Annotated in this window: 21 protein-coding genes; 6 read left to right on the top strand and 15 right to left on the bottom strand. The window is 67.2% G+C overall.

Annotated features, from left to right (window positions below):
- Window position 1 precedes the first annotated feature (1 nt).
- From BLT78_RS05080 to BLT78_RS05055, 6 genes are all read right to left on the bottom strand, one after another.
- On the bottom strand, window positions 2-1,369 hold the full coding sequence (locus BLT78_RS05080) for an NAD(P)/FAD-dependent oxidoreductase (RefSeq protein WP_197673141.1): 1,368 nt from the start codon (window positions 1,367-1,369) through the stop codon (window positions 2-4).
- A gap of 132 nt (window positions 1,370-1,501) precedes the next feature.
- Window positions 1,502-2,701: a helix-turn-helix transcriptional regulator gene (locus BLT78_RS05075; protein WP_090347921.1), complete on the bottom strand. Its 1,200-nt coding sequence runs from the start codon at window positions 2,699-2,701 to the stop codon at window positions 1,502-1,504.
- A gap of 137 nt (window positions 2,702-2,838) precedes the next feature.
- Window positions 2,839-3,597 carry a glucose 1-dehydrogenase gene (locus tag BLT78_RS05070; protein ID WP_090347920.1) on the bottom strand — a complete coding sequence of 253 codons (759 nt, stop codon included), beginning with the start codon at window positions 3,595-3,597 and terminating at the stop codon, window positions 2,839-2,841.
- 215 nt (window positions 3,598-3,812) lie between these two features.
- The gene (locus BLT78_RS05065; RefSeq protein WP_197673140.1) at window positions 3,813-4,592 is read right to left on the bottom strand and encodes an EAL domain-containing protein; all 780 of its coding nucleotides are present in this window, start codon (window positions 4,590-4,592) and stop codon (window positions 3,813-3,815) included.
- Window positions 4,593-5,020: 428 nt separating this feature from the next.
- The gene (locus tag BLT78_RS05060) at window positions 5,021-5,740 is read right to left on the bottom strand and encodes an EthD domain-containing protein (protein ID WP_090347919.1); all 720 of its coding nucleotides are present in this window, start codon (window positions 5,738-5,740) and stop codon (window positions 5,021-5,023) included.
- 256 nt (window positions 5,741-5,996) lie between these two features.
- Window positions 5,997-6,800 carry an SDR family NAD(P)-dependent oxidoreductase gene (locus tag BLT78_RS05055; protein ID WP_231975710.1) on the bottom strand — a complete coding sequence of 268 codons (804 nt, stop codon included), beginning with the start codon at window positions 6,798-6,800 and terminating at the stop codon, window positions 5,997-5,999.
- 415 nt (window positions 6,801-7,215) lie between these two features.
- Between BLT78_RS05055 and BLT78_RS05050 the strand changes: the two genes are divergently transcribed.
- The 4 genes from BLT78_RS05050 to BLT78_RS21315 all read left to right on the top strand — a co-directional run bounded on the left by BLT78_RS05050 (window position 7,216) and on the right by BLT78_RS21315 (window position 13,293).
- Window positions 7,216-8,457 carry an NADH:flavin oxidoreductase gene (locus BLT78_RS05050; protein WP_090347918.1) on the top strand — a complete coding sequence of 414 codons (1,242 nt, stop codon included), beginning with the start codon at window positions 7,216-7,218 and terminating at the stop codon, window positions 8,455-8,457.
- Window positions 8,458-8,717: 260 nt separating this feature from the next.
- Window positions 8,718-10,463, top strand: coding sequence for an FAD-binding protein (locus tag BLT78_RS05045; RefSeq protein ID WP_231975708.1), 1,746 nt, complete (start codon window positions 8,718-8,720; stop codon window positions 10,461-10,463).
- Between the two features lie 253 nt (window positions 10,464-10,716).
- Window positions 10,717-12,186, top strand: a complete 1,470-nt coding sequence (locus BLT78_RS05040; protein ID WP_090347916.1) for a flavin-containing monooxygenase — start codon at window positions 10,717-10,719, stop codon at window positions 12,184-12,186.
- A gap of 354 nt (window positions 12,187-12,540) precedes the next feature.
- The gene (locus tag BLT78_RS21315) at window positions 12,541-13,293 is read left to right on the top strand and encodes a hypothetical protein (protein ID WP_157719482.1); all 753 of its coding nucleotides are present in this window, start codon (window positions 12,541-12,543) and stop codon (window positions 13,291-13,293) included.
- A gap of 165 nt (window positions 13,294-13,458) precedes the next feature.
- Here the strand turns inward: BLT78_RS21315 and BLT78_RS05035 are convergent, their stop codons facing one another.
- Window positions 13,459-14,115 (bottom strand): DUF6988 family protein, encoded by a 657-nt coding sequence (locus BLT78_RS05035; protein ID WP_090352149.1) that lies wholly within the window; start codon window positions 14,113-14,115, stop codon window positions 13,459-13,461.
- 238 nt (window positions 14,116-14,353) lie between these two features.
- Here BLT78_RS05035 and BLT78_RS05030 point away from each other — a divergent pair, with 238 nt between their 5' ends.
- Complete coding sequence (locus tag BLT78_RS05030; protein WP_090347915.1) at window positions 14,354-14,833, top strand: VOC family protein; 480 nt, start codon at window positions 14,354-14,356, stop codon at window positions 14,831-14,833.
- Window positions 14,834-14,944: 111 nt separating this feature from the next.
- On the opposite strand, the gene BLT78_RS05025 is transcribed toward BLT78_RS05030, so the two are convergent.
- The 4 genes from BLT78_RS05025 to BLT78_RS05010 all read right to left on the bottom strand — a co-directional run bounded on the left by BLT78_RS05025 (window position 14,945) and on the right by BLT78_RS05010 (window position 21,742).
- Window positions 14,945-16,345 (bottom strand): DUF1329 domain-containing protein, encoded by a 1,401-nt coding sequence (locus tag BLT78_RS05025; protein ID WP_090347914.1) that lies wholly within the window; start codon window positions 16,343-16,345, stop codon window positions 14,945-14,947.
- 17 nt (window positions 16,346-16,362) lie between these two features.
- Complete coding sequence (locus BLT78_RS05020) at window positions 16,363-17,940, bottom strand: DUF1302 domain-containing protein (protein ID WP_090347913.1); 1,578 nt, start codon at window positions 17,938-17,940, stop codon at window positions 16,363-16,365.
- A 317-nt stretch (window positions 17,941-18,257) separates the two neighbouring features.
- Window positions 18,258-20,666, bottom strand: coding sequence for an efflux RND transporter permease subunit (locus tag BLT78_RS05015; protein WP_090347912.1), 2,409 nt, complete (start codon window positions 20,664-20,666; stop codon window positions 18,258-18,260).
- A gap of 17 nt (window positions 20,667-20,683) precedes the next feature.
- Window positions 20,684-21,742, bottom strand: coding sequence for a WD40/YVTN/BNR-like repeat-containing protein (locus BLT78_RS05010; protein WP_157719481.1), 1,059 nt, complete (start codon window positions 21,740-21,742; stop codon window positions 20,684-20,686).
- A 331-nt stretch (window positions 21,743-22,073) separates the two neighbouring features.
- On the opposite strand from BLT78_RS05010, the gene BLT78_RS21310 reads away from it, so the two are divergent.
- Window positions 22,074-22,244, top strand: a complete 171-nt coding sequence (locus BLT78_RS21310) for a hypothetical protein (RefSeq protein ID WP_157719480.1) — start codon at window positions 22,074-22,076, stop codon at window positions 22,242-22,244.
- A gap of 176 nt (window positions 22,245-22,420) precedes the next feature.
- Here the strand turns inward: BLT78_RS21310 and BLT78_RS05005 are convergent, their stop codons facing one another.
- From BLT78_RS05005 to BLT78_RS04990, 4 genes are all read right to left on the bottom strand, one after another.
- Window positions 22,421-23,461, bottom strand: coding sequence for a Rieske 2Fe-2S domain-containing protein (locus tag BLT78_RS05005; protein WP_090347910.1), 1,041 nt, complete (start codon window positions 23,459-23,461; stop codon window positions 22,421-22,423).
- A 137-nt stretch (window positions 23,462-23,598) separates the two neighbouring features.
- Window positions 23,599-24,447, bottom strand: a complete 849-nt coding sequence (locus tag BLT78_RS05000) for an SDR family NAD(P)-dependent oxidoreductase (protein WP_090347909.1) — start codon at window positions 24,445-24,447, stop codon at window positions 23,599-23,601.
- Window positions 24,448-24,636: 189 nt separating this feature from the next.
- The gene (locus BLT78_RS04995; RefSeq protein ID WP_090347908.1) at window positions 24,637-25,401 is read right to left on the bottom strand and encodes an SDR family oxidoreductase; all 765 of its coding nucleotides are present in this window, start codon (window positions 25,399-25,401) and stop codon (window positions 24,637-24,639) included.
- An 80-nt stretch (window positions 25,402-25,481) separates the two neighbouring features.
- Entirely contained in the window at window positions 25,482-26,675 is a 1,194-nt protein-coding gene (locus tag BLT78_RS04990) for a helix-turn-helix transcriptional regulator (RefSeq protein WP_231975706.1), read from the bottom strand.
- Window positions 26,676-26,855 lie beyond the last annotated feature (180 nt).

Genomic DNA, 26,855 nt, shown 5'->3' with positions numbered 1-26,855 from the left:
CTCAGACGAGGTTGAACTTGTCGGCCCAGCGCGCCGCCGGGATCAGCACGCGGCGGATCTTGGTTTCGAACAGGCCGGGAAACTGCACGGCCCTCGGGGTTTCCAGCGGCAGCAGGCAGCTGGCCAGGCAGCCGCCGACCAGTGCATCGGCCAGGTTGACGCCCAGCAGCGGGCCGAGGACGTTGCCCCAGGAGCCGAAGTTGTTCAGCGCCAGCACGCCATCGGCGACCCGGTACAGCTTCGGGTAGCAGGCGTCGTAGACCGAGGACGAATTGGCGGTCATCCCCGTCCAGTAGGACTCCAGCTCGATGCGCGTGCCGCCGAGCTGCGGGTAGGTGCGCCGCAGGTAGCGCAGGAAGTAGGCGAAGTGCTCCGCCGCCCGCTGCGCGCGGCCGGCGGCCGGGATGGTCGCGGTGATCAGGCGGTTGCGCCCGTCGATGACCAAGGGATACAGGCCGGCCGGATACTGCATGAGCGCGACCCGCGCCGGGTTGATGATCTCCAGCGCCGCCTGGGGCAGCGGCCGGGTCGCCAGGCCGCAAGCCACCAGCGGGAACTGGGTACGCGCCAGCTCAGGGAAGAAGCCGTTGCCGACGTGGCCATTGGTGCACAGCACCACCTGCTGGGTACGCACGCTGCCGACGGCGGTGCGCACCCGCCAGGCCGCGCCGCTGCGCTCGCAGCCCACCACGCCGGAGTTGCCGTAGACCCGGGCGCCGAGGCCCACGGCGGCGGCGATCATGCCGTTGGTGAACAGGAACGGATTGACCCGTCCGCCTTCGCGCCAGTGGATGCCATGGCTGTAGGCGTCGGTGCCGAGCAGCTCCTTGAGGCGCGCGGCGCCGACCGTCTCCACCTCGTAACCGAAGGCCTGCCACTTCTTCACCTTGGCCGCGAGCGCGGCGTGCCGGCGGCTGGCCGCATCGACCATGCCGCACCGGGCCGCATCGGCCCGCAGCCCATGCTTGCCGCACAGCTCGAAGACCACATTGCGGTGCTCGACGAAGTAGTCGATGAAGCGCCGCCCACCGTCGGCATGGGCGCGCAGCGGCTCGAACGAGCCCAGATAGGGCTGCACGTGCCCGGCGTTGCGGCCGGAGGCGCCGCTGCCCGGCTGCTCGGCCTCCAGCACCACGACGGCGACGCCCTGCTCGGCCAGGCGCAGGGCCAGCGCAGCGCCGGCCAGCCCGGCGCCAACCACCACCACGTCGGCCTCGATGTCCCGATCCAGGGCCGGATAGGCCGGCATTTCCCCCGGCAGCGGCCAGCCGCTGAAGCGGATCGGCACTACCCCCGACTCGTAGGCGTCCGCGGCCGGAAACACCGCCACCTGCCCCACCGCCGCACTTCGATACCCTCTCCAGCTCACTGCCGCCTCCTCGAATTCGCTGCGCAGCACACACTGCGGACTGCGCCCGGCACGGCCTGGCGCAGCGGTTTCGATGCTAGTGAGGAGGGGAAGCGGCGCTCCAGTACCAGCTGGTACTGCCGGCAGCGCGGCTCAGCGCAGCAGGGCGAAGCTCTTGAACAGGATGCGCACCAGGTCGGTCTGGCCCTTGATGCCGAGCTTGGCGTAGATGTTCTTCGAGTAGTTGCGCGCGGCGGTCACCGCGATGCCCATCTGCGCGGCCGCCTCGCTGATGCTCTGCCCGCCGGCCAGCAACGCGGCCAGCCGGGCTTCCTGGCGGGTCAGGTCGAGCAGCCGGGCAATCGGCTCCGCCGCGGAGCCGCCGGCGAGCGGCCGCATGGCCAGGCTCTCGGTCAGCTCCGAGAGGTAGATGATCGCGCTCGGCACGTGCCGGCCCTGGTAGTAGTAGTCCAGCAGCGGCGCCGGGGTCGCCAGCATGCCCAGCAGCACGCCGTCGCGGGCCGGCAGGCGCACCAGTTCGCCGCGACACTGCCCGCCCTCGCGCGCGCCGGCCGCGACGGCCTGGGCTATCGCCCGCTCCAGCGCCTGCTGGGCCGCGCGGTCCTGCAGCTGCAGCCGCCCGTGGCTCAGCTCGATGCCGCGGTGCCTGTCGACGATGGCCCGGGCGGCCCGGTTCGCGCAGAGCAGCCGGCCATCGCCATCGAGCAGCAGGCAGCCGAGCAGCAGATGATCCAGGCAGCCCTCGTAGATCGCCCGTTCCGCCTCCTGGCGCTTGTGCCGGGCGTAGAGGCCGAGGGCGCGGGTGAGATGGGGTAGCAGCGCCCGGATCAGCGCCAGCTCGCCGGCCGCAAAGGGCTGCTCCGGCTCGCTCCTTCCGCGGATCGCGTCGATCCAGCAGCGCATGCCGCCGGGCTCGGCGAAGCAGGTGCGCAGGCAGCTGGCGAGATTCAGGGAGACCATGTGCGCCGCGCACTCGGCCTCCACGTCCCCGGGGCCGAAGACGATGATTTCGCCCGGCAGCAGCGACTTCGGGTCGACCATCTCGATATGCGCGAAACGCTCGCGGTAGACCCGCTCCGCCTGCAGCCAGTCGGTGTCGTCGCCCTCCTCGAGCGCCATCACCTGGATGTCGGTCGGCCGGTCCTCGGCGTGCAGCAGGGTGACCGTGACATTCCGCGCCGCCAGCACCTGGCGCAGGCGTTCGGCCAGCGCCGCCCAGGGCCGGGCTTCGTTCAGCCCCTCGTAGACCAGGCCGATCAGCTCGGGCAGCGCGGCGACGCCGGTGGCCGCGAATGGCGCGAGCGGGCGTTCGAAGTCAGCGGCAGCCTGCATGGGATTCCCTCGTGGCGGGCAACGCCCTCACCGGGCGAGCCTGGCGGAAAGCAAAAAAACCCGGCCAGCGGCCGGGGAAAGGGTGACAGAGCGACAGACCTGTCAGCACGCACTGGGTTTGCAGTCGCTGCGCCGAATCAGGCGGAACCACCGATCAGCTGGGCATTGTCGACGCGGATCTCCGCGCCGTTGATGAAGCGCGACTCGTCCGAGGCGAGGAACAGCACCACGTTGGCGATGTCCAGCGGCGCGCACATGCGGTTCTTCGGGTCTTTCTCCAGCTCTGCCTGGGGAATCGGCTGGCCGCCGTGCAGGGCGCTGGTCATCGGCGTGTTGACGCCGTCCGGATGCACGCTGTTGCAGCGGATGCGGTAGCCCTGCTGCTTGCAGTGCAGGGCGATCGAGCGGGTCATCGCCGCCACCGCGCCCTTGGACGCCGAGTAGGCGCAGAACGCCGGCATGCCGCCCAGCGCCGCCATCGACGACATGTTGACGATCGAGCCGCCGCCGGTTTCCTTCATCGCCAGCACCGCGTACTTGCAGCCGAGGAAGTAGCCGGCGCTGTTGATGCCTTGCACCTTCTGGAACAGCTCCAGCGAGGTGTCCTCGATGGTGCCGACGGCGAGGATGGCGGCGTTGTTGACCAGCACGTCGAGGCGGCCGAAGGTTTCCAGGGTGGTGTCGATCACCCGCTGCCAGTCCGCCTCGCTGGCGATGTCGTGACGGATGAACAGGGCGTCGCCGCCGATCTCGGCGGCCGCGCGCTGGCCGGCCTCCTCGTTGAGGTCGGTGAGCACCACCCTGGCCCCTTCGCGGGCCAGCAATCTGGCGTCCTCCAGACCGATGCCACTGGCGGCGCCGGTCACGATGCACACCTTGCCTTCGACTCGTTTCATTGTTGTTCTCCCGTTGCTGGATCAGCGCGGATCGAGCGCGCAATCGACTGGATTCGATTGTTGCAACGGGTGGGAGGGGCTACATCGTCTGGGGAGACTAATCCCATTTGGCGCCGTGGCTCGGGCGCCAGACGCTTCAGGGCTTGGGGAGAAACACAAAACCTGGCGCCCCGTGCAGCTCGCGGCTGCTCGGGGCCCCGTTTGCAGCCGAGCGATCAGCAATAACGCATGTCGGGCTCGGGGAGCGACTCCAGGCCCGGGCGCGCCAGCAAGTAGCCCTGGAACAGCGAAACGCCCATTTCCCTCAAGGTGTAGAGTTCTTCGGCCCGCTCGATCCCTTCGGCAATGATCTTGCAGCCGAGCGCATTGCAGGTGCCGATCACTCCCGCGACTATCGCCCGCCTCACGGCATCGCGGTCGATATCCCGCGTCAGCGCCATATCCAACTTCACGATATGGGGCTGGAACTCGGCCAGAAGATTCAAGCCCGAATAACCGGCACCAAAATCGTCGATCGCCGTCAGGAAGCCACGTTGCCGATAGTCCTTGATGATCTTCAAGGCATGCTCGGGATTACGGATCTTTTCCGACTCCGTTAACTCGAAAATCAGCCGGTCTGGCGAAAAACCGACTTTCCGCGCGGCGGCCAGCGTCAGGCGAATGCAACTGGCCGGCTCATATACCGCGTTGGGCAGGAAATTGATCGACAGATAGGTCTCCATACCGAGACGCTGAGCGGTTTCAATCGCCAGCACACGGCAGGTCTGATCGAAGGAGTACATCTCCTCGGGCTTCACCGCGCCCAGCACCTGTGCCGCAGAGGCACCATCGGCCCCGCGCACGAGCGCCTCGTAGGCGAATACATTGCGCTGCTCGACATCGACGATCGGCTGAAAAGCCATCTTCAATTCAAGGCCGAGCGGCCTGGCATCCCTGCAGCGGATACATCCGATGAGATCATCGTCAGCATCCGCGAAAAAACTTGACAAATACATCCGAAACCCTCTGGAAATATATCCCCTATCAATAAGAAGGGATTCTTGATCGATCAATGTGCGGCGCGACAGGTGAGATCACCTATACAGCGCTCAACATGCCAGTGTAGCGGCCTGGTTTCGTATAACTCGGCAGCGCGCGATGACACAAGGTATATCACCACCCTGTGCCTGCTCTTGTGGCTGCGGCAGCTGTCAGTGCCGACGTCGAGCCAAATTCTTGCAAAACCTATCGGCTTTGCATGCCATGTACTTGAGCACGATGAACCTGACCCGGAGTGCATGCCCCACTGCGTCCCGGTACTGAAGACCCGCTTCGCGCCGACCGGGCGGGAGTGCTCGCCACAATCGAAGGCGCACGCCAAAAAACAAACCCGGAGCCCGCCAGCGGCGGACTCCGGGTTGCGTTGGCCCGCCTGGAGCGCGGCTCAGGCGCCGCTGGGCCTGGCGATCAGGTACTGGCTGGTCGGCAGCACGTCGATCTTGTCGTAGTCGATGAAGCGCTTGCAGCTCTCCATCATCGCCGCCAGGTTGCGGCGGAACTTCTCCTCGTCGCCCGGGGCGTCGAAGAAGCTCAGCGGGTCGCTCATCGCCGCCGGCGGGAAGCACTCCTCAACGATGGCGTCGATGGCCGGGGCGCCGCGGGTCAGCGGCCGTACCACCACGTTCTGCGCGTACTGGAAGTTGTCCTGGGTGTCGATCGCCACCTGGGTATGGCGGTTGTGCCAGATGTCCAGCCAGGCCTCGTGGGTGAGGCGCGGCGGGCGGCTGAGGAAGGCCAGCTGGGCGAAGCCGTGGGTGCGCTCGCCGGGGACGGCCGGGAAGCGGGTGTTGCGGATCGGCACCGACTCGGTGACCAGGTAGGCGGCCAGGCGCTCGACCGCCTTGGCGATGGCCTCGTCGAACGGGCGGCGGAACTGGGCGATGGCGCTGTCCAGCCACAGCGACACGCTGCCGTCCATCAACGGCTGCAGGTTGGCCTGGCGCAGGCCGGCGGCGGGTTCGACCGCGGCGTCGGCGACGTTCACCTGCAGGCCGCGGGCGCCGAGCGCCAGCAGCTGCTCGGCAACCTCGCCGCGCAGGCGGCTGGCGAATTCTTCGGGATTGACCTGGCGATCACGCCAGACGACATAGACGACTTTTTCCATGGATGCGCTGCCTTTCAAGGGATGGAATGCGTCCGCACCGGCGGTGCGGGCGCTGGATAACGGCGGGTCGGATCGCCCAAGGCGGCTTCGCCGCCTGATTCCCTGTAGGGGCGAATTCATTCGCCTTGGCGGGGTGTTCGGGCGAATGAATTCGCCCCTACAGAGCGGGAAGTTTGCCCTGTCAGATCACCCGTCCCGGATGCGGCACGCGCGGCGCGCCCAGTTGCTCGCGGTAGGACGGCGGCTGGCGGCCGCCCTACTCGCTGATGCCGTAGCCCGGCGCCAGCTCGGCGGTCACCAGGGTCTGCCCGCTGAGGCTGGCCAGCGCCGGGTCGTCGAGCAGGGCGCGGATCACCCGGCCGTTGAACTCGGGGGTTTCCGCCTGGGCGAGGAAGGCCTCGTACTGGTCGGCGCGCTCCTCGCCGGCGATGGTGGTGCGTTCGGTGCGCTGCGGGCCCAGCCACAGCGACAGCGCGGCGACGCCGCTGCCCTCCAGATCCACCGCCATGTCGGCGGCCAGCTTGTCGCAGCCGGCCTTCTGCGCGCCGTAGGCCGGGCCGTGCATGTAGCAGCCGGCGCCATAGGAGGAGACGAAGGCGATCAGCCCGCGCCCGCCGGCCACCAGCAGCGGCGCGGCGTAGTAGCTGGCGACGTAGGCCGAGCGCAGGCCGACGTCGAGGATGCCGACCAGCTCCAGCGGCTTCTCCCAGAACGGACCGGGATCGATGAGGTTCTCGTGGAGGAAGGTGGCGTTGTTGACCAGCAGGTCGAGGCGCCCCTGCTCGCGGCCGACCTGCTCGAACAACGCCCTGACCTGCGCATCGTCGGCGTGGTCGCAGGCCACCGGAATGCCCAGCCCGCCGGCGCGGGTCACCGCCTCGGCGGTTTCCTGGATCGAGCCCGGCAGCACCTGGCCGCGCAGCTGCGCGCCGCTGGCCGTGGTCGAGCGGCCGGTGACGTAGACGACCATGCCGGCGGCGCCCAGGGCCAGGGAGATGCCCTTGCCGACACCACGGCTGGCGCCGGTGACCACGGCGACCTGGCGATTCTCGCAACTCATGTCTGATCCTCTCGGTGGTTGTGCGCGGTGCGGCCGTCCCTGGGCAGTCCGGTCCTGCAGGAGCGAATTCATTCGCCCGGACACCCAGCCAAGGCGAATGAATTCGCCCCTACAGGGGGTTGTCGCGCCCCTTGCCTTCGCGCCGGGAATTGGCGAATGAATTCGCCCACGGGGGTCGTCCGGATCGTCGTCAACGCGCTGCCGCCCTGCATCGTCCGATGGGACTAACCGGCCAGTGGCCGATGCGCAGAGCACCTGCCGGCAGTTAGTCTGTTCGGACGAGGTAGCCCCCTGCCCCGCTATCTATGGTAGGAACATCGCATCGGGCTCCCGTGGGCCCGCCACCGGCAGCAACGGGAGCGCCTTCTGCCCGGCGCCCTGCTTGCCACCTGAAGTCGAATCGCTGGGACTCAGCATGCATAACAACAAGATCCTGCCCGCCTCGCCGTCGCCGTTCAGCCCGCTGAAGATCGGCCCGCTGACGCTGAAGAACCGCTTCATCAAGTCCGCCACCAACGAGGGCATGGCCCGCGGCGGCACGCCGTCGAAGCAGCTGGTGCGCTTCCACGAGGCGATGGCCGCCGGCGGCACCGCGCTGACCACCGTGGCCTACTGCGCGGTGAGCCGCGACGGCCGCACCTTCCCCGACCAGATCACCCTCGACCGCGACGCCGTGCCCCACCTGCACGTGCTGACCGACGCCGTGCACCGCCACGGCGGCGCGGCCTCGGCGCAGATCACCCATGGCGGCTGCTTCACCTTCCTCGAGGAGCTGTCCACGCCCCGGCCGCTGTCGGCCAGCGGCGGCTTCAACAAGGTCGGCATCATGAGCGGGCGCTTCCTCAAGCAGGCGATGAGCGAGGCCGACATGCAGCGCATCGCCGGCGAGTTCGCCCAGGCCGCCCGGCTCGCCCGCGAGGCCGGCTTCGACGCCGTGGAGATCCACATGGGCCACGGCTACCTGCTCAGCCAGTTCATCTCGCCGCTGTACAACAAGCGCCGCGACGACTGGGGCGGCAGCCTCGACAAGCGCCTGCGCTTCCCCGCCCTGGTGCTGCGCCGCGTGCTGGAGGCGGTGGGCCGCGAGCTGGCGGTGATCTGCAAGTACAGCGTCACCGAAGGCGCCAAGGGCGGCCACACCGCCGAGGACGGCGCCGGAGTGGCGCGCATCCTCGAGCGCGAAGGCGCCCACCTGCTGGTGCTCAGCGCGGGGATGAACGTCGAGTCCACCACCACCCTGTTCGGCTCGTCCTTCCCCAAGGAAAACCGCGTCAGCGTCAGCAACCCCATCGTCCGCGCGGCGATGACCATCCAGCAGTTCACCGAACCCAAGGTGGAGTTCCGCGAACTGTACCTGCTCGAACATGCGCGCAAGGTGCGCGCCGCGGTCGACATGCCGCTGGCCTACCTGGGCGGGGTGAAGACCGCCGCCAACGTGCAGCAGGCGCTCGGCGAAGGCTTCGAGGCGGTGGCCCTGGGCCGCGGGCTGATCTTCGACCCCGAGTTCGTCAACCAGCTGGCCGCGGGCGGCGCCGGCGCCACCGGCTGCACCTCGTGCAACCGCTGCGTCGCCATGATGTACACCCCGGGCGGCACCAGCTGCGTGCTGGGCACCCCCGGCGACGCGCAGCTCAACGCCAAGCCCGCCCGCTCCTGACCGCCGATCCATGTAGGGGCGAATTCATTCGCCAAACAGGCCACCGGCCTGCCCTCGACAACCACCGGGGCCGCTTTGCGGCCCATGGCGAATGAATTCGCCCCTACAAATGCCGCCTGGCGGCCAACCCTATCGCCGATGCAATGGCGAACCCCGGCCCCCCCTGCAGGAGCGGATGCATTCGCCCCCCAAAGCCCGCCAAGGCAAATGAATGCGCCCCCACAGGGATTGCACAACACCAATTCAAGGAGATACCCGCCGTGACCCAGCGCGACGAACCCGGTAGCCCCCACTGGCATTCCCCCGTCCGCCAGCCGGAGCGGGTGGCCGACGCCGCGGCCGTGCCGTGGGACGATGCCGCCGACTTCCTGGTGGTCGGCTACGGCGGCGCCGGCATCGCCGCCGCGCTGGAGGCCGCCGAGCAAGGTCTGGAAGTGCTGGCGCTGGACGCCTACGACGGCGGCGGCTCGACGGCGATGAACGGCGGAGTGGTCTACGCCGGCGGTGGCACCGCCATCCAGCGCGCGGCGGGCGTCGAGGACTCGGTGGACGACATGTTCCGCTACCTCAGGCTGGAGACCCAGGGCGTGGTCAGGGACAGCACCCTGCGCCGCTTCTGCGAGCAGAGCGCGCAGATGATCGACTGGCTGAGCGGCCACGGCGTGCGCTTCGACAGCACCCTGTACGCGGCCAAGACCTCCTATCCGCCGCAGGGCTACCACCTGTACCACTCCGACAACACCCTGCTGCCACGCTCGGTGGCGGTCGCCCGGCCGGCGGCGCGCGGGCACAAGGTCTACTCGCCACCCACCTCCGCCCCCATCGGCTTCGGCGTGCGCATGACCGATCCGCTGCGCGAGCGGGCCAGCCGGCTGGGCGTGCGCTTCATGGCGCACAGCGAGGTGCGCCAGCTGATCGTCGACCACGACGGCAACGTGCTGGGGGTCAAGGTGCTGCAGATGCCGCCCGGCGCGGCGGCGGCGCAGTTCGCCCGGCTGATGCAGCAGGCGGCGCGCTTCCAGCTGATGCTGCCGGCCAGCTTCCCCGGCTCCGGCCTCACCAGCGCCATCGCCCTGCGCTACTGGCGCAAGGCCGAGGCGCTGAAGAACGCGCACGCCGTCGAGCGGCGCATCTGCGCCCGCCACGGCGTGTGCCTGAGCAGCGGCGGCTTCATCCAGAACCGCGCGATGGCCAACCACTACGCCCCCGCCTACGCCAACGCCATGCCCTTGGGCTCGCTCGGCGACAACGGCAGCGGCATCCGCCTCGGCCAGAGCGTCGGCGCCGTCGCCGACCGCCTCGGCCGCATCAGCAGCTGGCGCTTCCTCAACCCGCCCAAGGCCTTCGCCGAGGCCATGCTGGTCAACGGGCGCGGTGAGCGCTACTGCAACGAGATGCTCTACGGCGCCGCCATCGGCCAGATCATGGGCGACGAACAGGACGGCGCCGGCCTGCTGATCCTCGACCGCGCCCTGTACCGCAAGGCCTGGCAGCAGGTGCGCAAGGACGACATGCTGCCGTTCCAGCGCCAGCCGGCGATCCTCGCCCTGCTGTTCGCCTCGCGCAAGGCGCGCAGCCTCGACGAGCTGGCGCGCAAGTGCGGCCTCGACCCGCAGGTGCTGGAAGAAAACGTGCGCGACTACAACCAGGCGGCCGCCGGCTGGCAGGCCGACCCCTTCGGCAAGGACCAGAAGGACATCCACGCCATCGCCCAGGGGCCGTTCTACGCCATCGACGTGTCGATCCGCAGCCGGCTGTTCCCGCTGTCGGCGATGACCGTCGGCGGCCTGCGCGTCGACGAGGACAGCGGCCAGGTGCTGCGCGCCGACGACACGCCGATCGGCGGGCTGTACGCCGCCGGCCGCACCGCCATCGGCCTGCCCTCGCACCTGTACATCTCCGGCCTGTCCGCCGCCGACTGCATCTTCTCCGGCCGCCGCGCCGCCGCCCACGTCGCCCGGCAGCGGGCGCACCAGAAGGACGCTATCCCGGCAATCGCGGGTTGACCTCCCACCCCCTGTAGGGGCGAATTCATTCGCCAACGATCCTCCTCAAGGCGAATGAATTCGCCCCTACAGGCAACGGCGCGCCCCGACCTGCGCCGCCCAGAGGGCGGTGCCTGGACAACCGGGCATCCGCATCCCGCGATGCAGCGAAACGCAGACGATATTGTCTGATCGGACTAGCAAGGACACGGCAGGTCCGCCCGCCGGCAACTCCCTAGAGTGGTCCCACCGAACAACAAGAAAGGGTGTGACCATGAACGACACAGCAGCAAGACCCGACCTGCGCGTGGTGGTGATCGGCGCCGGCATGGCCGGCATTCTCAGCGGCATCAAGCTGCGCGAAGCCGGCTTCGCCAACGTGACCATCTACGAGAAGGCCTCGCGCATCGGCGGCACCTGGCGCGAGAACACCTACCCCGGCCTGACCTGCGACGTGCCCTCGCACGCCTACACCTACTCCTTCGAGCCCAACCCCGACTGGAGCCGCTTCCTGCCGCCGGGCGCGGAAATCCAGGAGTACTTCGAGCGCACGGTTAAGAAGTACCGGGTCGACGAGCTGATCCGCTTCAACGAGGAAATCGTCCGCTGCGAATTCGTCGGCGGCCGCTGGCAGCTGGAGATGAAGAGCGGCCTCACCGACAGCGCGGACATCGTCATCGCCGCCACCGGCGTGCTGCACCACCCCAACACACCCAGCCTGCGCGGCCTGGACAGCTTCCGGGGCGACCTGCTGCACAGCGCGCGCTGGGACCACGACATCCCGCTGGACGGCCGGCGCATCGGCATCGTCGGCAACGGCTCCACCGGCGTGCAAATCGTCTCCGCGCTGGCCGCCCGCGCCGGCAAGCTCAAGCACTTCCAGCGCACCGCGCAGTGGATCTTCCCGGTCGACAACCCGTTCTACAGCGAGGAGCAGAAGGCCGCCTTCCGCGCCGACCGCGCCCTGCTCAAGCGCATGCAGAACGAGGAAACCTACCTGGCCAACGTCGAGCGCTTCACCAACGCGGTGCTCGACGCCAACTCGCCGGAAATCCTCGAAATCGAGGCCATCGCCCGCGACAACCTGGAAAACAGCGTCAGCGATCCGGTCCTGCGCGAGAAGCTGCGCCCCACCTACCGCGCCGCCTGCAAGCGGCTGATCTACTCGCCCGACTACTACCAGGCGATCCAGCATCCGAACGCCGAGCTGGTCACCGACGGCATCGAATGCATCGAGGCCGGCGGCGTGCGCACCCGCGACGGCCAGCTGCACGAGCTGGACGTGCTGGTACTGGCCACCGGCTACAAGGCCGACCAGTTCATGCGCCCGATGCAGATCACCGGCCGCGACGGCCATACCCTGGAGCAAGCCTGGGCCCAGGGGCCGACCGCCTACATGGCGATCTCGATCCCCGAGTTCCCCAACCTCTTCATGCTCAACGGTCCCACCGGGCCGGTCGGCAACTTCTCGCTGATCGACATCGCCGAGCTGCAGTGGGGCTACATCGCCCAGCTGATCGAACTGGTGCGCAGCGGCCAGTGCCGGGAAGTCAGCGCCGCGCAGTCCGCGCTGGATGCCTACGACGTGGCCCGCAAGGACGCCGCGCGCAAGACGGTGTTCGGCTCCGGCTGTAACAGCTGGTATCTGGACGCCGACGGCATCCCGAATACATGGCCGTGGTCGCAGCAGCGGTTCAAGGATGAGATGGCGGCGCCGAAGCTGGAGGCGTTCGTGCTGCGCTGAGTTGGAGATGAACGGGCGTTCTGCTGGGTTGGCGGGGCGTCCGTTGCGGGCACTACAGCGCTCTCCCCGCCCGCTTGTCGCAGTGGGTAGGCAACCTCCCTGCTCCTTGAAACGCCAATCCCGGCAAGCATGCCAGTGCGTCGGCGGGCTGGCGCGGCCTTGCCCTTCACTTTCCAGCCAATTTGCTTGGGCCTGGCCACGTATGGCGTTCGGATTGACCAATCCCACTTGTGCGACTAGCAGCAAACGGCTGAGATCATTAATTGAGCGACTACAAATTTACGGGCGATTCAGAACAGGCTATCGGTATGGAAACCCTTTTTATGCAGCACCAGCTGAAACGAGCCTAGAGAGATGCAGAGCCGAGGTAGGCAGCTCATTGTCACCAATGTATTATTTCCCGACCGAATGATGATTGAGATTTCTAAAAGAATGGCCAAGCCACATGCATCACTGTATACGAGAGTCAAGCGATGGTTTCGCAGACCTAGCAATCCAGCAGGTAACGTCTACTATGTGCGCCTAAACACCCCGCAGGGTCTTTTTTACAAAATTGGCTTCACGACAAAGGCTAGCTTGGTCGAGCGCATGGCGTATGGCGGCCACGGCGATGAAAAACTTATCGATAAAGAAATTTTTTTCACACGAAGCAACGATGCGTGGGATTTAGAGCAAACACTTCTGGACCACTTCAGCAAGCATCGTGCTTTTGGAAAATATAGCAAAGACCCGGCCCAACCTCTAAGCGGGAGGGGACAATCTGAGCTCTTTTCGTCCGACATCCTTGGGCTCGATGATTCTCTTTATGCCCCTCAGGAAATAACGAAACTTGAGGCATGTGAGCACGATTCAAAGCAAGCGGCAGGCGGGTGTTTAGGGATATTGATCGGGTTAGTGCTTATTCCATTTACACTGGGGATTTCTCTGTTTTTTATCTTGGGCGGACTCATGGATTTTTTTGCGGCCGCTCAAAATCGAACGCTAGTGGAGAAGCGCGACATTATTTACAGACCACGACCTAAGCATCCTGAGGAAATCCAAGCCATTATTGACTCGCTGAGCAAACCGGAAATCTCAGCTAAAACCCTAGAGAAAACTGTAGCTTGATCCGCTTTCATGCTGCATGGCTTTCGGGAGTTACCACTATTGGCTGATTGCCACCAGATGCAACCGGCCACATTGGGTGAACTTCGTCCATTTGAGAGTGGATTCATACGACCCTAGGCTGTCCCAATTGAGCGACTAATGGTCGAACAGGGAGTTGGGGGGCGATCAATGCGCTGATTCAGTAGTGCTCTTATATGGCGGATTATTCGCAGGGAAGCAGTCTTTGAACTCCGTGTAAATTCCCGCCATCGTTCCTACCTCCGGCGGTATACCACTCAGGATCAGAAGCAGATTGCCTGCGATTCCAAGAAGACCATTCGAGTGCTGGATCTCTGCCAAAACCAGCTCTTGTGGAACCCCCCTCTCGTGACGATTAACTGCATGGATACCTCCATGCACATAGGAGCTCAAAGGTCGCCAAGAGTAATGCTTAAACTCCTTTAGGTGAGCTACCGGCGCGTGCGGTGCTTTCGCCTCAATATCTTCCAACATTTGGCTGAGCATAGGAATCTTGCTTGCCTGCTTTGCCGTCTCGTGCGTGAGCTCAGCAAGCATCAACTCCACCTGACCATCTCTGGCCACATAAAGCACCCAAATTGCACGAACTAGTGATTCGTACTGTACTCGTAGCAGTGCAGCAGCTGAGGTGTACAGCCCTGCTGCTACCAGATGCTTCAGGCTCCGAGCGTGCTCAAATCCTAGGCTAGCTAGCGCTTGGGTTGCCTGTAGGCGGCTGGAGCCATTGACTAAAGGCAGAGCGAAGAAGCCGATAAGCCGGTCCTCAAGCATGGCTGACCGTGCCAGTAATTTATCGAAGTGCATACAAATGCCCAAGTCTGAGAAGAGCCATGTCAGCGAAGATTCTATCGTCACCGGGCAATGACCGCACCTGACAGATTTTTGCCTGTCGCGACTGGCCCCTCCGGGTCGACAGATGCCGATAACGATATCGCAGATCAGCTTATGACACACGGCTATGCCCACTGCCCTGCCACCGCCCCCCCCCAACTGGTTGCGCGACTAGACTCCATCTCCCAGCCCCCAATCGCGGAGCCCCAAGATGACCAGCAAGAACACCATATGCCTCTGGTACGACAACGATGCGCTGGACGCTGCGACCTTCTACGCCGCCACCTTCCCGGACAGTGCTGTGGGGGCGGTTATGCGCGCTCCGGGCGACTATCCGGCGGGCAAGCAGGGCGATGTGCTGACCGTCGAGTTCACGGTGATGGGCATCCCTTGCCTCGGGCTTAACGGCGGGCCGGCGTTCAGGCACAGTGAGGCGTTCTCGTTCCAGGTGGCGACCGACGATCAGGCCGAAACGGACCGCTTGTGGAACGCGATTGTCGGCAACGGTGGCCAGGAAAGCGAATGCGGCTGGTGCAAGGACAAGTGGGGCCTGTCGTGGCAGATCACGCCTCGCGTTTTGACGGCCGCGGTTACCAGCCCTGATCGTGCAGCGGCCAAGCGCGCCTTCGACGCGATGATGACCATGCGCAAGATCGATATCGCGGCGATCGAGGCGGCGCTGAAGGGGTAGTCGGCACTTCGGCGTGCAGCCTGGAGCGATCAAGGCACTGGCCACCCAGAATAGAAAAGCCCTCCCCACACAGCGTGGGGAGGGCTCCGCTTCTACCGCTCTGCTACCGGATCAACGCCCCCAGCGACCCGCCGCCTCGGCGCTGAACATGGCTGGCGTCCAGTTTTCCTTGGTTTCCAGGATCGGCGCACCGGTCTCGTTGGCGATGTTGTCCACCAGGTAGGCGCCGGAGATCAGGTCATGGTGCGCGGCGATGCCCCAGTAGGGAGTCTGCGACTCGTAGGCCCACATCCAGTTGCCCAGCACGGTGCGCCACAGCTGGCCGCGGCCGTCGTACTGGTCGGACAGCGCCGCGCCCCAGGTGTCTTCCTGAATGTAGAACACGCGCTTGGCGTACTGGTGGCGGAAGCCGGGCTTGAGGGTGGCCTCCAGCACCCAGACGCGCTGCAGCTCGAAGCGCATGGGCTCGGTGTTGACGTGGCCCTTGTGCTTGATCAGGTCGGCGATCTTCACCTCGGCCTGGTTGGTGCTGAAGGCGTTCCAGGGAATGTACATCTCGCGCTTGCCGACGATCTTCCAGTCGTAGCGCTCCGGCGAGCCGTTGAACATGTGGTGTTCGTCGACGGTGCGGAAGCCGCCGGCGCCCTGCGGCATGTCGAAGCCGAACGACGGCGCCTGGCGCACGCGGCGGGTGCCGGGGTTGTAGATGTAGACGTCGCGCGGCAGGGTCTTGTAGTTGAAGGTCTCCCGCGTCGAATACACCGTGCCCTTGTCGCGCAGCGGCAGGTGGGTCTTCTGGATGGTCAGCGACTGGATGCCGCCGTAGGGCGGGGTGAAGTCGGTGGTGTCGCGCATCACGCCCGGCTCGGAGCGCACGCCGAGGAACTTGTTCTCCATCTTGCCCCAGGCCAGGTTGCCGTCCGGGTAGACCACCACGTCCTGGGTGGTCAGCTCGGTCTTGAACGGCTGCGGGCCGGTGTTGTTGATGTTCCACAGCAGCTCGAGGCCGGTCTTCGGGATCGGGAACGGCTGGGAGCCGGTCACCGCCTTGAGGCCGAGGCCGTCGTCGACCAGTTCGGCGGTGGTGGCGTTCTTCCTGAAGGCGTCGCAGACCCAGTCGGGGAAGCGGAAATCGCGGTGGCTGGTGTAGACCGGAATGGTGAAGGTCTCCGGGTACTTCCTGAACAGCGCCTTCAGGCCGTCGGAGAGCTTGTCGGCATGCTGTTCCATGTTCTGCGCGGTGATGGTGAACAGCGGCTTTTCGTTGGCGTAGGGGTTTTCCCAGAACTTGCCGGTCCCCTCGTGCCTGATGTGGTCGGGGGCGCCCAGCCACTTGCCGGAGAACGCCGGAATGCTGCCGTCGGCGTTGCCGGCCTTCTCGGCGCCGGAGCAGGTCAGGTCCTTGCCCAGGCGCGCGGCCTCTTCGGGGGAAACCTTGGCCCACGCGGTCTGGCTGAATGCGCAGAGGATGCCTGCACTCAGCAGGCTGGCCCGGAAAAGAGTCGTCTTCATCGCTGTGTCTCCTGCTGTTACAGGTTGTACTTGAGGTTGAAGGCCACGAAGTCCCTGTCGGCCAGCGGACGCTCGAGCGGGTCGGCCGAGCCCAGGTAGGCGTTGTAGGTCAGGCCCATTTCGAGGTTGTTCAGGTACTTGAACCTGGCGCCGAGGCTGGCGCGCGCGTCGCCGTCGCCACCGAAGCCGAAGGTGCTCACCGAGGACTGGTTGAAGGCGTGGCCGTAGCTGAACGGCACGTCCAGATCCCAGCCGTTGAACACGTTCGGATAGGTCAGGGTGACCATGAACTGGCCGAACTGAGCGTTGCGGTCGTTGGCGAGGTTGCTCACGCCGCCGTCGTCGACGTCGTTGATGTGCACCGCGCCGAATTCGCCGGCGAACGAGGCCTGCGGCGCGATCCAGCTTTTGCCCCAGGTCTTCAGCAGCGACACCTGCGCCTGGGTCGCCTCGCCGCGCGACACGCCGGTCCTGGTCAGCAGCGACAGGCCGTCCTTGTAGCTGACCTCGCCGGACACCTGCCAGTCGCCGACGCGCGTGGAGAGGCTGGCGCCGGTCAGGTCGACGTCCTCGAAGTACTTGAGGGTGTAGGAGGTCGGGAAGAAGGTGACGGGGTCGATGTTGAGCAGCAGGCTCGGCGTGCGCTCGTGGTAGCGCAGGCGGTAGGCGCCCACCTCGGTGTAGGGGGTGAGCTTGTAGCGCACGCCCATGCCCCACTCGCCGCCGTCGCGGGCGTTGTCGCTTGCGGTACGCGGAATGGCCGCCCCGAAATTCAGCAGGGTCGCCAGGTCGCCCGGCATGAAGCGGATGTACTGGCCGCCCGGACCGATCATGTCGGCGTAGGAGAAGTACTCGCCGGCCGGCGACAGTTCGTAGGGATGGTTCTTGAACTGGTAGTAGCCGAGCAGGGTCCAGTCGTTGACCGAGAAGCGCGCGGAGGCCTGCAGTTCGGGGAGGAGGATTTCCTTGATCTCGGTGCCGGGGATGTTGGCCTTGGTGGCGTCGACCGGCCCCTGCACCCCGGAAATGCCGGAGATGAACAGGCTCTCGCCCCAGGCTACGACCTGGTTGCCGACACGCACGTCGAGGAAGCCGCTGTCGCCGACGGTGGTGCCGCCGTACAGGTAGGCATCCAGCAGGCGGGTGCGGGTGCCGACGCGGTCTTCGGCCTCGGAGCTGAACTCGTCGGTGTCGCCGAGCTTGTTGATGGTGTTGGCCGAGCGGTTGTCGTTGTCGCGCATGTAGGCGAAGTCGTAGAACGACGAGCCGCGCAGCATCAGGCCGTAGTCGCCCTTGTGGATGTCCATCTCGGCGAGCAGGCTGACGCGGTTGTTGAAGAAGCTGCCGCGATCGAAGTTGCGGTTGCCGTCGTCGCCGTTGATGTTGTCCAGCAGCGCGTGCGCCTGTTTTTCGGCACGCATGTTCAGGCCGTAGTTGAAGGTGGCCAGATAGTCGACTTCGATGCCGTCGCCGAACTCGAAGGAGCCGGCCTGCGCGGTCGGCAGCGCCAGCACGCTCACGGCGCAGCCGAGCAGGCTGAGTTTGAAATGATGCGGCAGGCGGGATACGCCACGTTTCTTGTATTTGTAATTCATCAGTTCAGCTCCTCTCGGAGGACCTTGGTTATGGTTTTCCTGATACGCCCCTGAATCTCGGCAGACCCGTCACTTGCAAGGCGCACGGCAGTTGGCTGCTGCCTCGACAACCGCAGGCTGATCGTCGAGCGAGTTCATGATTACCCGCGAAAAAAGCGCTCACATACTTGGTTCGGACTAGGCGGATCGGCGCTTTTTCGGCTTCCGGCCAGCCCTTTTCGCGGGCGCGCGAACGCCCCTGCGCGGCACTCCGGCGCGCATTCGAAATCAGCGGAATTACCGGGGGCTGCCCGTCACGGACAGCCCCCGGCTATCGATCAGGCGGCAGGTTGCGACGCGGGCAACCCGCTCGCGCGGCGCTCGCCGCCGACGTTCAGCCAGCAGGCCAGCGCCGGCAGCAGCAGCACCGCGCCGAACACGTTCACCAGGAACATGAAGGCCAGCAGGATGCCCATGTCGGCCTGAAACTTGAGCGGCGAGAAGGCCCAGGTGGCGACGCCGACCGACATGGTCACCGCGGTGAAGATCGCCGCCGTGCCGCGCTGGCGCATGGCCTCGTAGAAGGCGCTGCGCAGGTCCTGGCCCTCCGCCTCGATCTGGTGCTTGACCCGCTCGAACAGGTAGATGCCGTAGTCGACGCCCACCCCGACGCCGAGGGCCACCACCGGCAGGGTGGCGACCTTGAGGCCGATGCCCAGCGTGGCCATCAGCGCGTTGCACAGCACCGACACCACCGCCAGCGGCGCGATGATGCACAGCACCGCCTTCCAGGAGCGGAACATCAGCAGGCACATCAGGGTGATGGCGCCGAAGATGGCCACCAGCATCTCCACCTCGGCCTGCTCCACCGCCTCGTTGGTCGCCGCCATCACCCCGGCGTTGCCGCCGGCGAGACGGAAGGCGTCGGCCACGCGGAACGCGACGGCGCGGCCGGCCGCGTCGGTCTGCGGCTGCTCGGCGATAAAGCGCTTGATCTCGCCGGTCAGGTGATGGAGGGTCGCGCCCTCGTGATCGCGGGTGTAGATCAGCACCTGCATCGCCGTGCAGCCCTGGGTGTTCATGCCCAGGTCCGGGTTGTAGGCCTCGGCGCCCTGCTGCAGCGCCTGGCTGCTGCGCGGCAACGCCGCCCAGCGCGGGTTGCCCTCGTTGTTGGCGGCGATGCCGACCTTGGCCATGTCCGGCACGCTGACCACCGACTGCACGCCGTGCACGCCGCGCATGAAGGTGGCGAAGCGGTCGACCGCGCTCATCACCGAGTAGTGCAGGCAGGCGTCGCCCTCGAAGCCCTTGGCCTCGACCACCACGCTGAGCACGTCGACGCCGATCGCGTAGCTGCCGACGATGCTGGCGTTGTCGCGGTTGTAGCGCGAGTCCTCGCGGAACTCCGGGGCGCCGCTGCCGATGTCGCCGATCACCAGCTTGCGCGATTCCGCGATGCCTGCGCCGAGCAGGCCCAGGCAGACGACGGCGACCAGCAGGGCGATGCCGGGTCTGGTCACCGCCGACAGCGTCCACCAGAACGGATGGCGCTGGCCGCCGGCCGTGGCGCTGCGCCGCGCGGAGTCCTCCAGGCGCATCGAGGAGAGCAGGATCGGCAGCATCATCTTGTTGGTGACGATCATCAGCAGCACGCCGAGGCAGGCGGTGATGCCCAGCTCGCGCACGCTGTCGATCTGGATGCGCATGATCACCGCGAAACCCAGCGCATTGGCCAGCAGCGCCAGGGCGCCCGGCACGAAGATGCGGCGGAACGAGCGGTGCGCCGCGGCCAGCGAACTGGCCCCGGCCAGCACCTCCAGCTTCCAGGCGTTGGTCATCTGCACCGCGTGGGACACGCCGATGGAGAAGATCAGGAACGGCACCAGGATCGACATCGGGTCGATGCCGTAGCCCAGCAGCGGCAGCAGGCCGAGCAGCCAGATCACCGGCAGCAGCGCCACCACCAGGGCCAGCAGGGTCATGCGCAGCGAGCGGCAGTAGGCCAGCAGCAGCACCGCGGTGATGACGAAGGCCAGCAGGAAGAACACGAACACCGCGTTCAGGCCGCTGACGACGTCGCCGATCAGCACCGGGAAGCCGATGATGTCGACCTCGATCCGTTCGCTGGCGAACCTCGCGCGCACCGCATCGAGCGCCCTGGCGATCTCGACGTAGTCGACCTTGGCGCCGGTTTCCGGGTTGATTTCCTGCAGGTCGGCGCGGATCAGCGCGCCGCGCAGGTCGCCCTGCACCAGACGGCCGATCACCCCGGCGCGCGCCACGTTGCGGCGCACGGTCGCCAGGTCCTCTTCGCTGCCGCCGAACTTCGCCGGCACCACCACGTCGCCGTAGAAGCCCTGTTCGGTGACCTCGATGTAGCGGGTGTCGGGGGTGAACAGCGAGGACACCCGGGTGCGGTCGACGCCGGGAATGAAGAACACCTCGTCGGTCGCCTCGCGCAGGGCCTTGAGGAACTCGCGGTTGTAGATGTCGCCCTCGCCCTTCCAGCGCAGGTTGACCAGGACACGGTTGGCCCCCGGGAAGGCCTTCTGGTACTCGGTGAAGGTCTGCATGTACGGATGCTGCAGCGGGATCATCTTGTAGAAGCCGGGGTCGAGCCGGATGCGCGTGGCCGTGGCGGCGAACACCAGGGTCAGCAGGATGAACAGGGCCAGCAGCCAGCGGCGGTTGGCCAGGAGCAGGTCGGCGCAGCGGTCGACCCACTGGGCATTCTTGTGGTTGTCCATGGGAAAGTCCGCTCGGGTCAGGGGGTCGGGGATTGGGCCGGTGCGCCGGCCACGGCGATGCCGGCCTGCCCGGTGAAGATCAGCCGGCCATCGGCCAGCTCGGCGACGCCGGACAGGCTGCCGGCGCCGCCGTCGTTGAGGCGCCTGAAGGTCCGCCCGCCGTCGGCGGACTGGGTGACCACCCCGCCCTCGCCGACCAGCACCACCCGGCCGTCGCCGGTACGGGTGCCGCCGTAGAGCGACAGGCCGGTGTCGGCGTCGATCTCCTGCCAGCTCGCGCCGAAGTCGGCGGTGCGGAACACCTTGCCGCGCATGCCGTAGACCAGCCAGTCGCTGGCCGACAGGGCGAGCAGGCCGAAGAAGCTGCCGTTGTAGAAGTCCGGCAGGCGCTCCCAGCGCTGCCCGCCATCGGTCGAGCGCGCGACCAGGCCGCTCTCGCCGACCAGCATCAGGTGCTGGCCGCCGGCGCCGGCGATGCCGTAGAAGTGGCGGTCGCCGAGGCCGGTGTCGCGCGGCTGCCAGGTCCTGCCGCGATCGTCCGAGACCAGCAGGCGGCCGAAGCTGCCGACGGCGAACAGCGGCCCGCGCGCGCTGCCCCACACGCCCATCAGCGCCTCGGCGGCTTCGCCGTCGAAATGCGCCTCCTGCCAGCTCAGCCCGCCGTCCTCGCTGCGCAGGATCCAGTTGTCGTGACCGACCGCCAGGCCCAGCGAGGGATCGGCGAACAACACCTGGGTCAGGGTCGAGCCGCGCTGGGGAGCGACCGTTGCCTCGCTCCACGGCTGGCCGACGCCCGGGCTGTGGAACAGGTGGCCCAGCTCGCCGGCGACGACCAGCTGTGCGCCGGCGGCCTGCGCCGCGCCGTTGATCAGCATCAGCTGCGGCCGGGGGAGGCTGGGCGGGAACGCCGGCGCGGGACGGGGCAGGAACGAAGCGACCGTACCGGCGGCCACCAGACCGACGATGCAGAGGCCGACCAGGATGCGGGAACGGCCGGGGGCCTGCCGCGCGCCGACCTCCGCAGGCGGTAGCGCGCGCAAGGCCGATTCGTTGTTGATTGTTGTGACTGGCTGCATGACTCCTCCTCGTCGACCCAGCCCCGGCCAGCCCAAGGCAGACTGCGGCGCTGGGAGATGGCCAGACTGTGGCGGCGCGCAGGGGGCGTCGCATCGTCCGATCAGACAAGGGGGGTCATCCCTCCTGCGTTCGGACGATGCGCTGGCGCTGGAGGTGGCGGAAGCTCCCGGCCGGCCTTGCGCCAGCCATGCCTGCAGCAGGTGGGGAACCGCTCGTCGCATCTAGTCCGTTCGGACTAGGACAAAGGCATTCCGGCTTCCTATGGTGGCCTCGAGACACGACGGCACACCGTCGGCTCGCTGCCTGCAGTTCGATAGCGAGAGCACAACAATGAAAACAAGAAAGCTGATCTATCTGGCCCTCTTCTCTGCCTGCACCACCCTTTCCCCCGCCCTGCTGTCCGGTGGTCAGTCCCGGCTGTTCGCCCAGGCGGACAGCTGCCAGCACTGTCCGGCGCAGCTGGTTGCGCCCTCGATTTCGCTCGGTCAGCTGTTTCTCTGAGCGGCGCACGCCAACCGCCCCCAGCCCGCAGGGGCGAATTCATTCGCCCGAACACCCTGCCAAGGCGAATGAATTCGCCCCTACAGTGCGGCAGCCATCCAGGCTCCGCCTACACCTGCGGGGCGCAAACGAAACCGCCCGGCAGATGCCGGGCGGTTGCGTGCATGGCGGGCGGCTCAGCGCTTGTCGACGGTGACGATCTCGCGGCGCTCGAACATCGCCGGCGGCACGGCGGCCTCGTCGGTGAAGAACTGCTGGTACCACTCGCGCAGCTGGTAGACCGGGCCGTCGCCCTCGGCCAGCACCGGGTTGTTGACGCGCACCTTGTGCTTCCAGATATCCACGTCCTGGTAGAAGGAGGTGCGGTTCTGCTGCACGTACTCCTTGGCCAGTGCATCGTTCTGCTCCGCGCTCCAGCCCGGGATCTTCTTCACCAGGCAGCCGAAGCGCAGCTCGAAGCTGTTGGGGCCGATCGGCACGTGGCAGTTGAGCAGGATCGAGTGCACTTCCAGCCCCTCGAACAGCGCGCGCATGCGGGTGAAGTGGGTGGCCGGGCCGTAGTAGGCCGACTCGGCGACCAGGTCGCCACCCAGGCGGATCGAGTCGCCGTGGAAGATCTGCTGGGCGATGTGGCCCTCGAACACGTTGGCGAAGTACTTGGTCGGCGTGCCGTGCACCGGGCCGAAGTGCTGGGCGTCGACCAGGTTGTCGACCAGCTCGCGCGGGTTGGTCTCGATGATCAGGGTGTCGAGGTGCCAGTCGTGGGACCAGTCGTCGCTGTCCATCTCCGGCAGGTGCGGAATCACCACGCCGTCGGCCGGCGCCTTGCCTTCCGGGTTGTTCCAGACGAACAACAGGCCGTTCTCCTCGCAGGTCAACCAGGAGCGGGTCTTGGCCTTGGGCGGGATGCGCTCGCAGTAGGGGATCTCGACGCAGCGGCCGCTGCCCTCGAACTGCCAGTGGTGGAATGGGCAGACCACGCGGTTGCCCTGCAGGGTGCCCTGCGACAGGTCGGCGCCCATGTGCGGGCAGTGGGCGTCGAGGACGCTGATCTTGCCGCTGTCGTCGGCGAAGGCCAGCAGGCGGCTGCCGAAGATGTTCAGGGTGTGCAGCTTGCCGTCGCGGTAGTCGTCGGCGATACCCAGGCAGTGCCAGCCACGGGCATAGCGGGCTGGCAGGGCATTGTTGCTGTTGTGATTGTCTGCCGGAAAGGTCATCAGGCTTTCTCCGTTGAGCGCACGCAAGGCGGGACACCGGCCGGCCGCGCCTCGGGGCGGGCCGGCCGGCGGCGTCCGTCGATCTTCACCGAGGCACGCGCGGCGCTCATCATCCGCTTGGACTAGATGACGCGATTTCAGGCGCCTACCGGCACCCGCCAGTCGGCGACTATGCCCTGCTCCAGGGCGAACGGCTGGGCGGCGATGGTGCGCTTCTGGAACGCCGCGGCCTCGGCGGCGGTGGCCAGCCAGAGCATCACCTGCGCCGGCACCTCGGGCGGCGCCATGCCGCCGCGCAGGGCGATCACGCCCTTGTCGCCGATGGTGGCCATCAGCGCCTCGGTGGTGACCACGCCGGGATTGACGGTGAAGGCGCGGATGCCGCGCTCGCCCAGCTCGGTGGCGAGCACCCCGGACAGGCGCGACACCGCGGCCTTGCCGGCGCCGTAGGCGTAGCCCCAGCCGCCGCGCCCGGCGGCCACCGGCGGATCGCTCTCACCGGCGCCGGAGGTGACGTTGACGATCACCCCGTCGCCGCGCTCGAGCATCTGCGGCAGCACCGCGCGGGTGGCCAGGAACGGCGCCAGCAGGTAGCCCTGGTAGACGCGCAGCAGGGTCTCCGGCTCCAGCTCGAGGAACGGCAGGTTGAGGTCGCTGCCCTGGTAGATGGCGTTGTTGACCAGCACGTCGATGCGCCCGAAGTGCTCGAGCACCGCCGCGCAGGCGGCGCACACCGAGTCGCCGTCGAGCAGGTCCATGCGCACCACGAAGGCCTCGCGGCCCAGTTCGCGGATCGCCGCGGCGGTCGCGGCCAGGCTGCCGGGCAGCGGCGTGCCGTCCGGGTTGCGCAGCGCGTGCTGATGGCTCTCGCCCTCCTCCAGCGTGCGCGCGCTGATCGCCACGTCGAAGCCGGCGCGGGCGAAGGCCAGCGCCGTCGCCCGGCCGATGCCCCGGCTGGCGCCGGTGATGAATGCCACCTTGTTCATTGCAGACTCCCTTGTGTGAAATCCCCGAATCCCCCCTGTAGGGGCGAATTCATTCGCCAATCACCCCGCCAGGGCGAATGAATTCGCCCCTACGGCAGTCTTGGCGCCGGACCTGCCGCCCGGCATCGTCAATACGGACCAGATACGACGAGGCCACCCGCAGGTGGCCTCGTCGTTGGCGATGAAAAGTCAGAACTTCGTCGGACGCACCATGGCATCCATGCCGCCGTCGACGAACATCACGCTGCCGTGGATGAAGCTGGCCTGCGGCGACTGCAGGAAGGCCACCAGCGCGGCGATCTCCGCCGGCTGGCCGGAGCGACCCAGCGGGGCGACGAAGTCGCGCACCGCCTGGCCGAAGCGCGGATCGTCCTTGGAGGACTGCAGCAGCGGGGTCTCCACCGCACCCGGCGCCACCACGTTGAGGCGCAGGCCGCGGCCGCCCCACGCCACCGCCTGCTGGCGGGCGTAGCGGGTCACCGCGTACTTGGAGCTGGCGTAGGCGACGTGCGCCTGATCGAGTTCGCTGGCCAGGGCGATGGCGCGCGCCTCGTCGCCGGCCAGCATGGCCTCGGTCATCGGCTGGCTGTCGGCGCCCGGCTGGGTCGCCGCCACCGAACCGATCACCAGCGCCGCGCCGTGTTCGCCGCGCGCCAGCGCGTCGGCCAGGCCGTCGAGCAGCGCGCTGACGCCGAAGTGGTTGACCGCGACTATCACGGCAGACGGCGCGGTGACGCCAACGCCGGCGCAGCACACCAGGCCGTCGAGCACGCCGTCGCAACGGGCGAGCACGCCCTCGACCGCCGCCTGGCGACCTTCGGCGGTGGACAGGTCGGCGATCACCTCGGCGTTGGCGCGGTCGATACCGATGATCTCGTGGCCGGCGGCGTGCAGGGCGGCGCACACGGCGGCGCCGATGCCCGACGCGGAACCGCTGACAGCTGTGACTGGCATGGTGAACTCTCCTCGATGGCTGGGTCTGTCCGCACTCTAGGCGCGGCGCGGCGCGCGGCGAATCGTCCGTGCGGACGATATCAGCCGGCGCGCAGCCGCGGCGCCTGGCCGTCGGCCTGGCCGACCGCCATCACGCTGTTGAGCATGATGCGCACCAGCTCGGTCTGCCGGCGCACGCCGGTCTTGGAGAAGATCGCGCGCAGGTGGGCGCGCGCGGTGTTGCGGCGGATGTTCAGCGCCTCGGCGGCCTCCTCCAGCGACAGGCCGTTGGCCAGTTCGAGGCACAGCGCAGTCTCCGCCGGGGTCAGGTTGAACAGCTGCTTGGCCACCGTGGTGCTGGTCAGCGACTTGCCGACCGCATCGCGGATGTACACCACCACCGCCGGCTGGCCCTTGCTTTCCGCCCACTCCAGCGAAGGCACCGACTCGACCACCACCACCAGGCTGACCTGGCCGGACGGCCGGGCGATCGACACCGCCTCGGCAATCGCCGGGCTCTCCTTGCCCTGGCGGGCGAAGGCGTTGCGCACCAGGCGCTGCAGCTCGCGGTTGTCGCTGGGATAGGAGGCCTCCAGGCGGCCGCCGACCAGCTTGAGGCCGTCGGCGCCGGCGAGGATCTCCTGGGCGACGGCGTTCTGCTGCAGCACCCGGCCGCTCTCGTCGAGGACGATGGTCGCCACCGACAGGCGGCTGATCGCCTGGGAGTACAGGGCACCCATCGACTGGCTGCGGTCGAGCTGGTTGTGCATGTTCAGCGCGCGGCGCAGGTGCGGCAGGATCAGCTCGCACAGCGCGCGGTCGCGCGCCGAGAACCTCGGCGCGGACTCCGGGCGGGTGATGCGAAAGCGCAGCTTGCCGGAATCCGGGGTGGCGATGTCCACGCCCATCACGTGGTACACGCCCTTCGGCCCGCACCAGTGCTGGTAGTAGGAGGACTCGCGCCAGTCCTTCTCGCTCATCAGGTCGTCGACGGTGAACACCTTGTCGACCGGCTGGTTGATGAACGGGGTGCTGGTGTGCGGATAGGTCAGGTAGGTGACCTTGCCCTCGCCCTCGACATCGCCGGCGACGATCATCAGGCCGGCGTCCGACTGGTCGGGGATGCGCAGGATCAGGGTCACGTAGTTGGCGGCGAACAGGTCGCGCAGCTGCTCCATGGGGATGTGCCACAGGCGGCTGTCCAGCGCCGCGTCGTACAGGGCCGCAACCAGGCGGTCGTATTCGGCCAGATCCAGTTCGGCCAGGGCATGGATGCCTGCAGTAGTCGTTTCCACCCTATCACCTCTTGCGAAGCCGGCTCGTTGGCCGGCCCCTTGTTATTTTTATCGATCGTCCATCGCAGGATGGCACGCAAGACTGGCCTGCCCGCGCCGCCCCGGGGCGGCCCGGCAGGCCCGGGCCAGACAGCTTCCGACAAACGCGGGGCGCTGTTCAAGCCCTGTCCGCCGAGCGAC

Source organism: Pseudomonas oryzae, from assembly GCF_900104805.1.
GTDB lineage: Bacteria > Pseudomonadota > Gammaproteobacteria > Pseudomonadales > Pseudomonadaceae > Geopseudomonas > Geopseudomonas oryzae.
Note: the sequence above shows the minus strand (reverse complement) of the source record. Positions and strands in the feature narration are given on the sequence as shown.

Coding starts and splice junctions, on each gene's coding strand:
- BLT78_RS05055 (WP_231975710.1), bottom strand. CDS start 6,800: ATGAGTTGCGAGAATCGCCAGGTCGCCGTGGTCACCGGCGCCAGCCGT.
- BLT78_RS05000 (WP_090347909.1), bottom strand. CDS start 24,447: ATGAACAAGGTGGCATTCATCACCGGCGCCAGCCGGGGCATCGGCCGG.
- BLT78_RS21310 (WP_157719480.1), top strand. CDS start 22,074: ATGAAAACAAGAAAGCTGATCTATCTGGCCCTCTTCTCTGCCTGCACC.
- BLT78_RS05035 (WP_090352149.1), bottom strand. CDS start 14,115: ATGCACTTCGATAAATTACTGGCACGGTCAGCCATGCTTGAGGACCGG.
- BLT78_RS05030 (WP_090347915.1), top strand. CDS start 14,354: ATGACCAGCAAGAACACCATATGCCTCTGGTACGACAACGATGCGCTG.
- BLT78_RS05025 (WP_090347914.1), bottom strand. CDS start 16,345: ATGAAGACGACTCTTTTCCGGGCCAGCCTGCTGAGTGCAGGCATCCTC.
- BLT78_RS05050 (WP_090347918.1), top strand. CDS start 7,216: ATGCATAACAACAAGATCCTGCCCGCCTCGCCGTCGCCGTTCAGCCCG.
- BLT78_RS05010 (WP_157719481.1), bottom strand. CDS start 21,742: ATGCAGCCAGTCACAACAATCAACAACGAATCGGCCTTGCGCGCGCTA.
- BLT78_RS05065 (WP_197673140.1), bottom strand. CDS start 4,592: ATGTATTTGTCAAGTTTTTTCGCGGATGCTGACGATGATCTCATCGGA.
- BLT78_RS04995 (WP_090347908.1), bottom strand. CDS start 25,401: ATGCCAGTCACAGCTGTCAGCGGTTCCGCGTCGGGCATCGGCGCCGCC.
- BLT78_RS05070 (WP_090347920.1), bottom strand. CDS start 3,597: ATGAAACGAGTCGAAGGCAAGGTGTGCATCGTGACCGGCGCCGCCAGT.
- BLT78_RS05020 (WP_090347913.1), bottom strand. CDS start 17,940: ATGAATTACAAATACAAGAAACGTGGCGTATCCCGCCTGCCGCATCAT.
- BLT78_RS05075 (WP_090347921.1), bottom strand. CDS start 2,701: ATGCAGGCTGCCGCTGACTTCGAACGCCCGCTCGCGCCATTCGCGGCC.
- BLT78_RS21315 (WP_157719482.1), top strand. CDS start 12,541: ATGCAGAGCCGAGGTAGGCAGCTCATTGTCACCAATGTATTATTTCCC.
- BLT78_RS05015 (WP_090347912.1), bottom strand. CDS start 20,666: ATGGACAACCACAAGAATGCCCAGTGGGTCGACCGCTGCGCCGACCTG.
- BLT78_RS05040 (WP_090347916.1), top strand. CDS start 10,717: ATGAACGACACAGCAGCAAGACCCGACCTGCGCGTGGTGGTGATCGGC.
- BLT78_RS05005 (WP_090347910.1), bottom strand. CDS start 23,461: ATGACCTTTCCGGCAGACAATCACAACAGCAACAATGCCCTGCCAGCC.
- BLT78_RS05060 (WP_090347919.1), bottom strand. CDS start 5,740: ATGGAAAAAGTCGTCTATGTCGTCTGGCGTGATCGCCAGGTCAATCCC.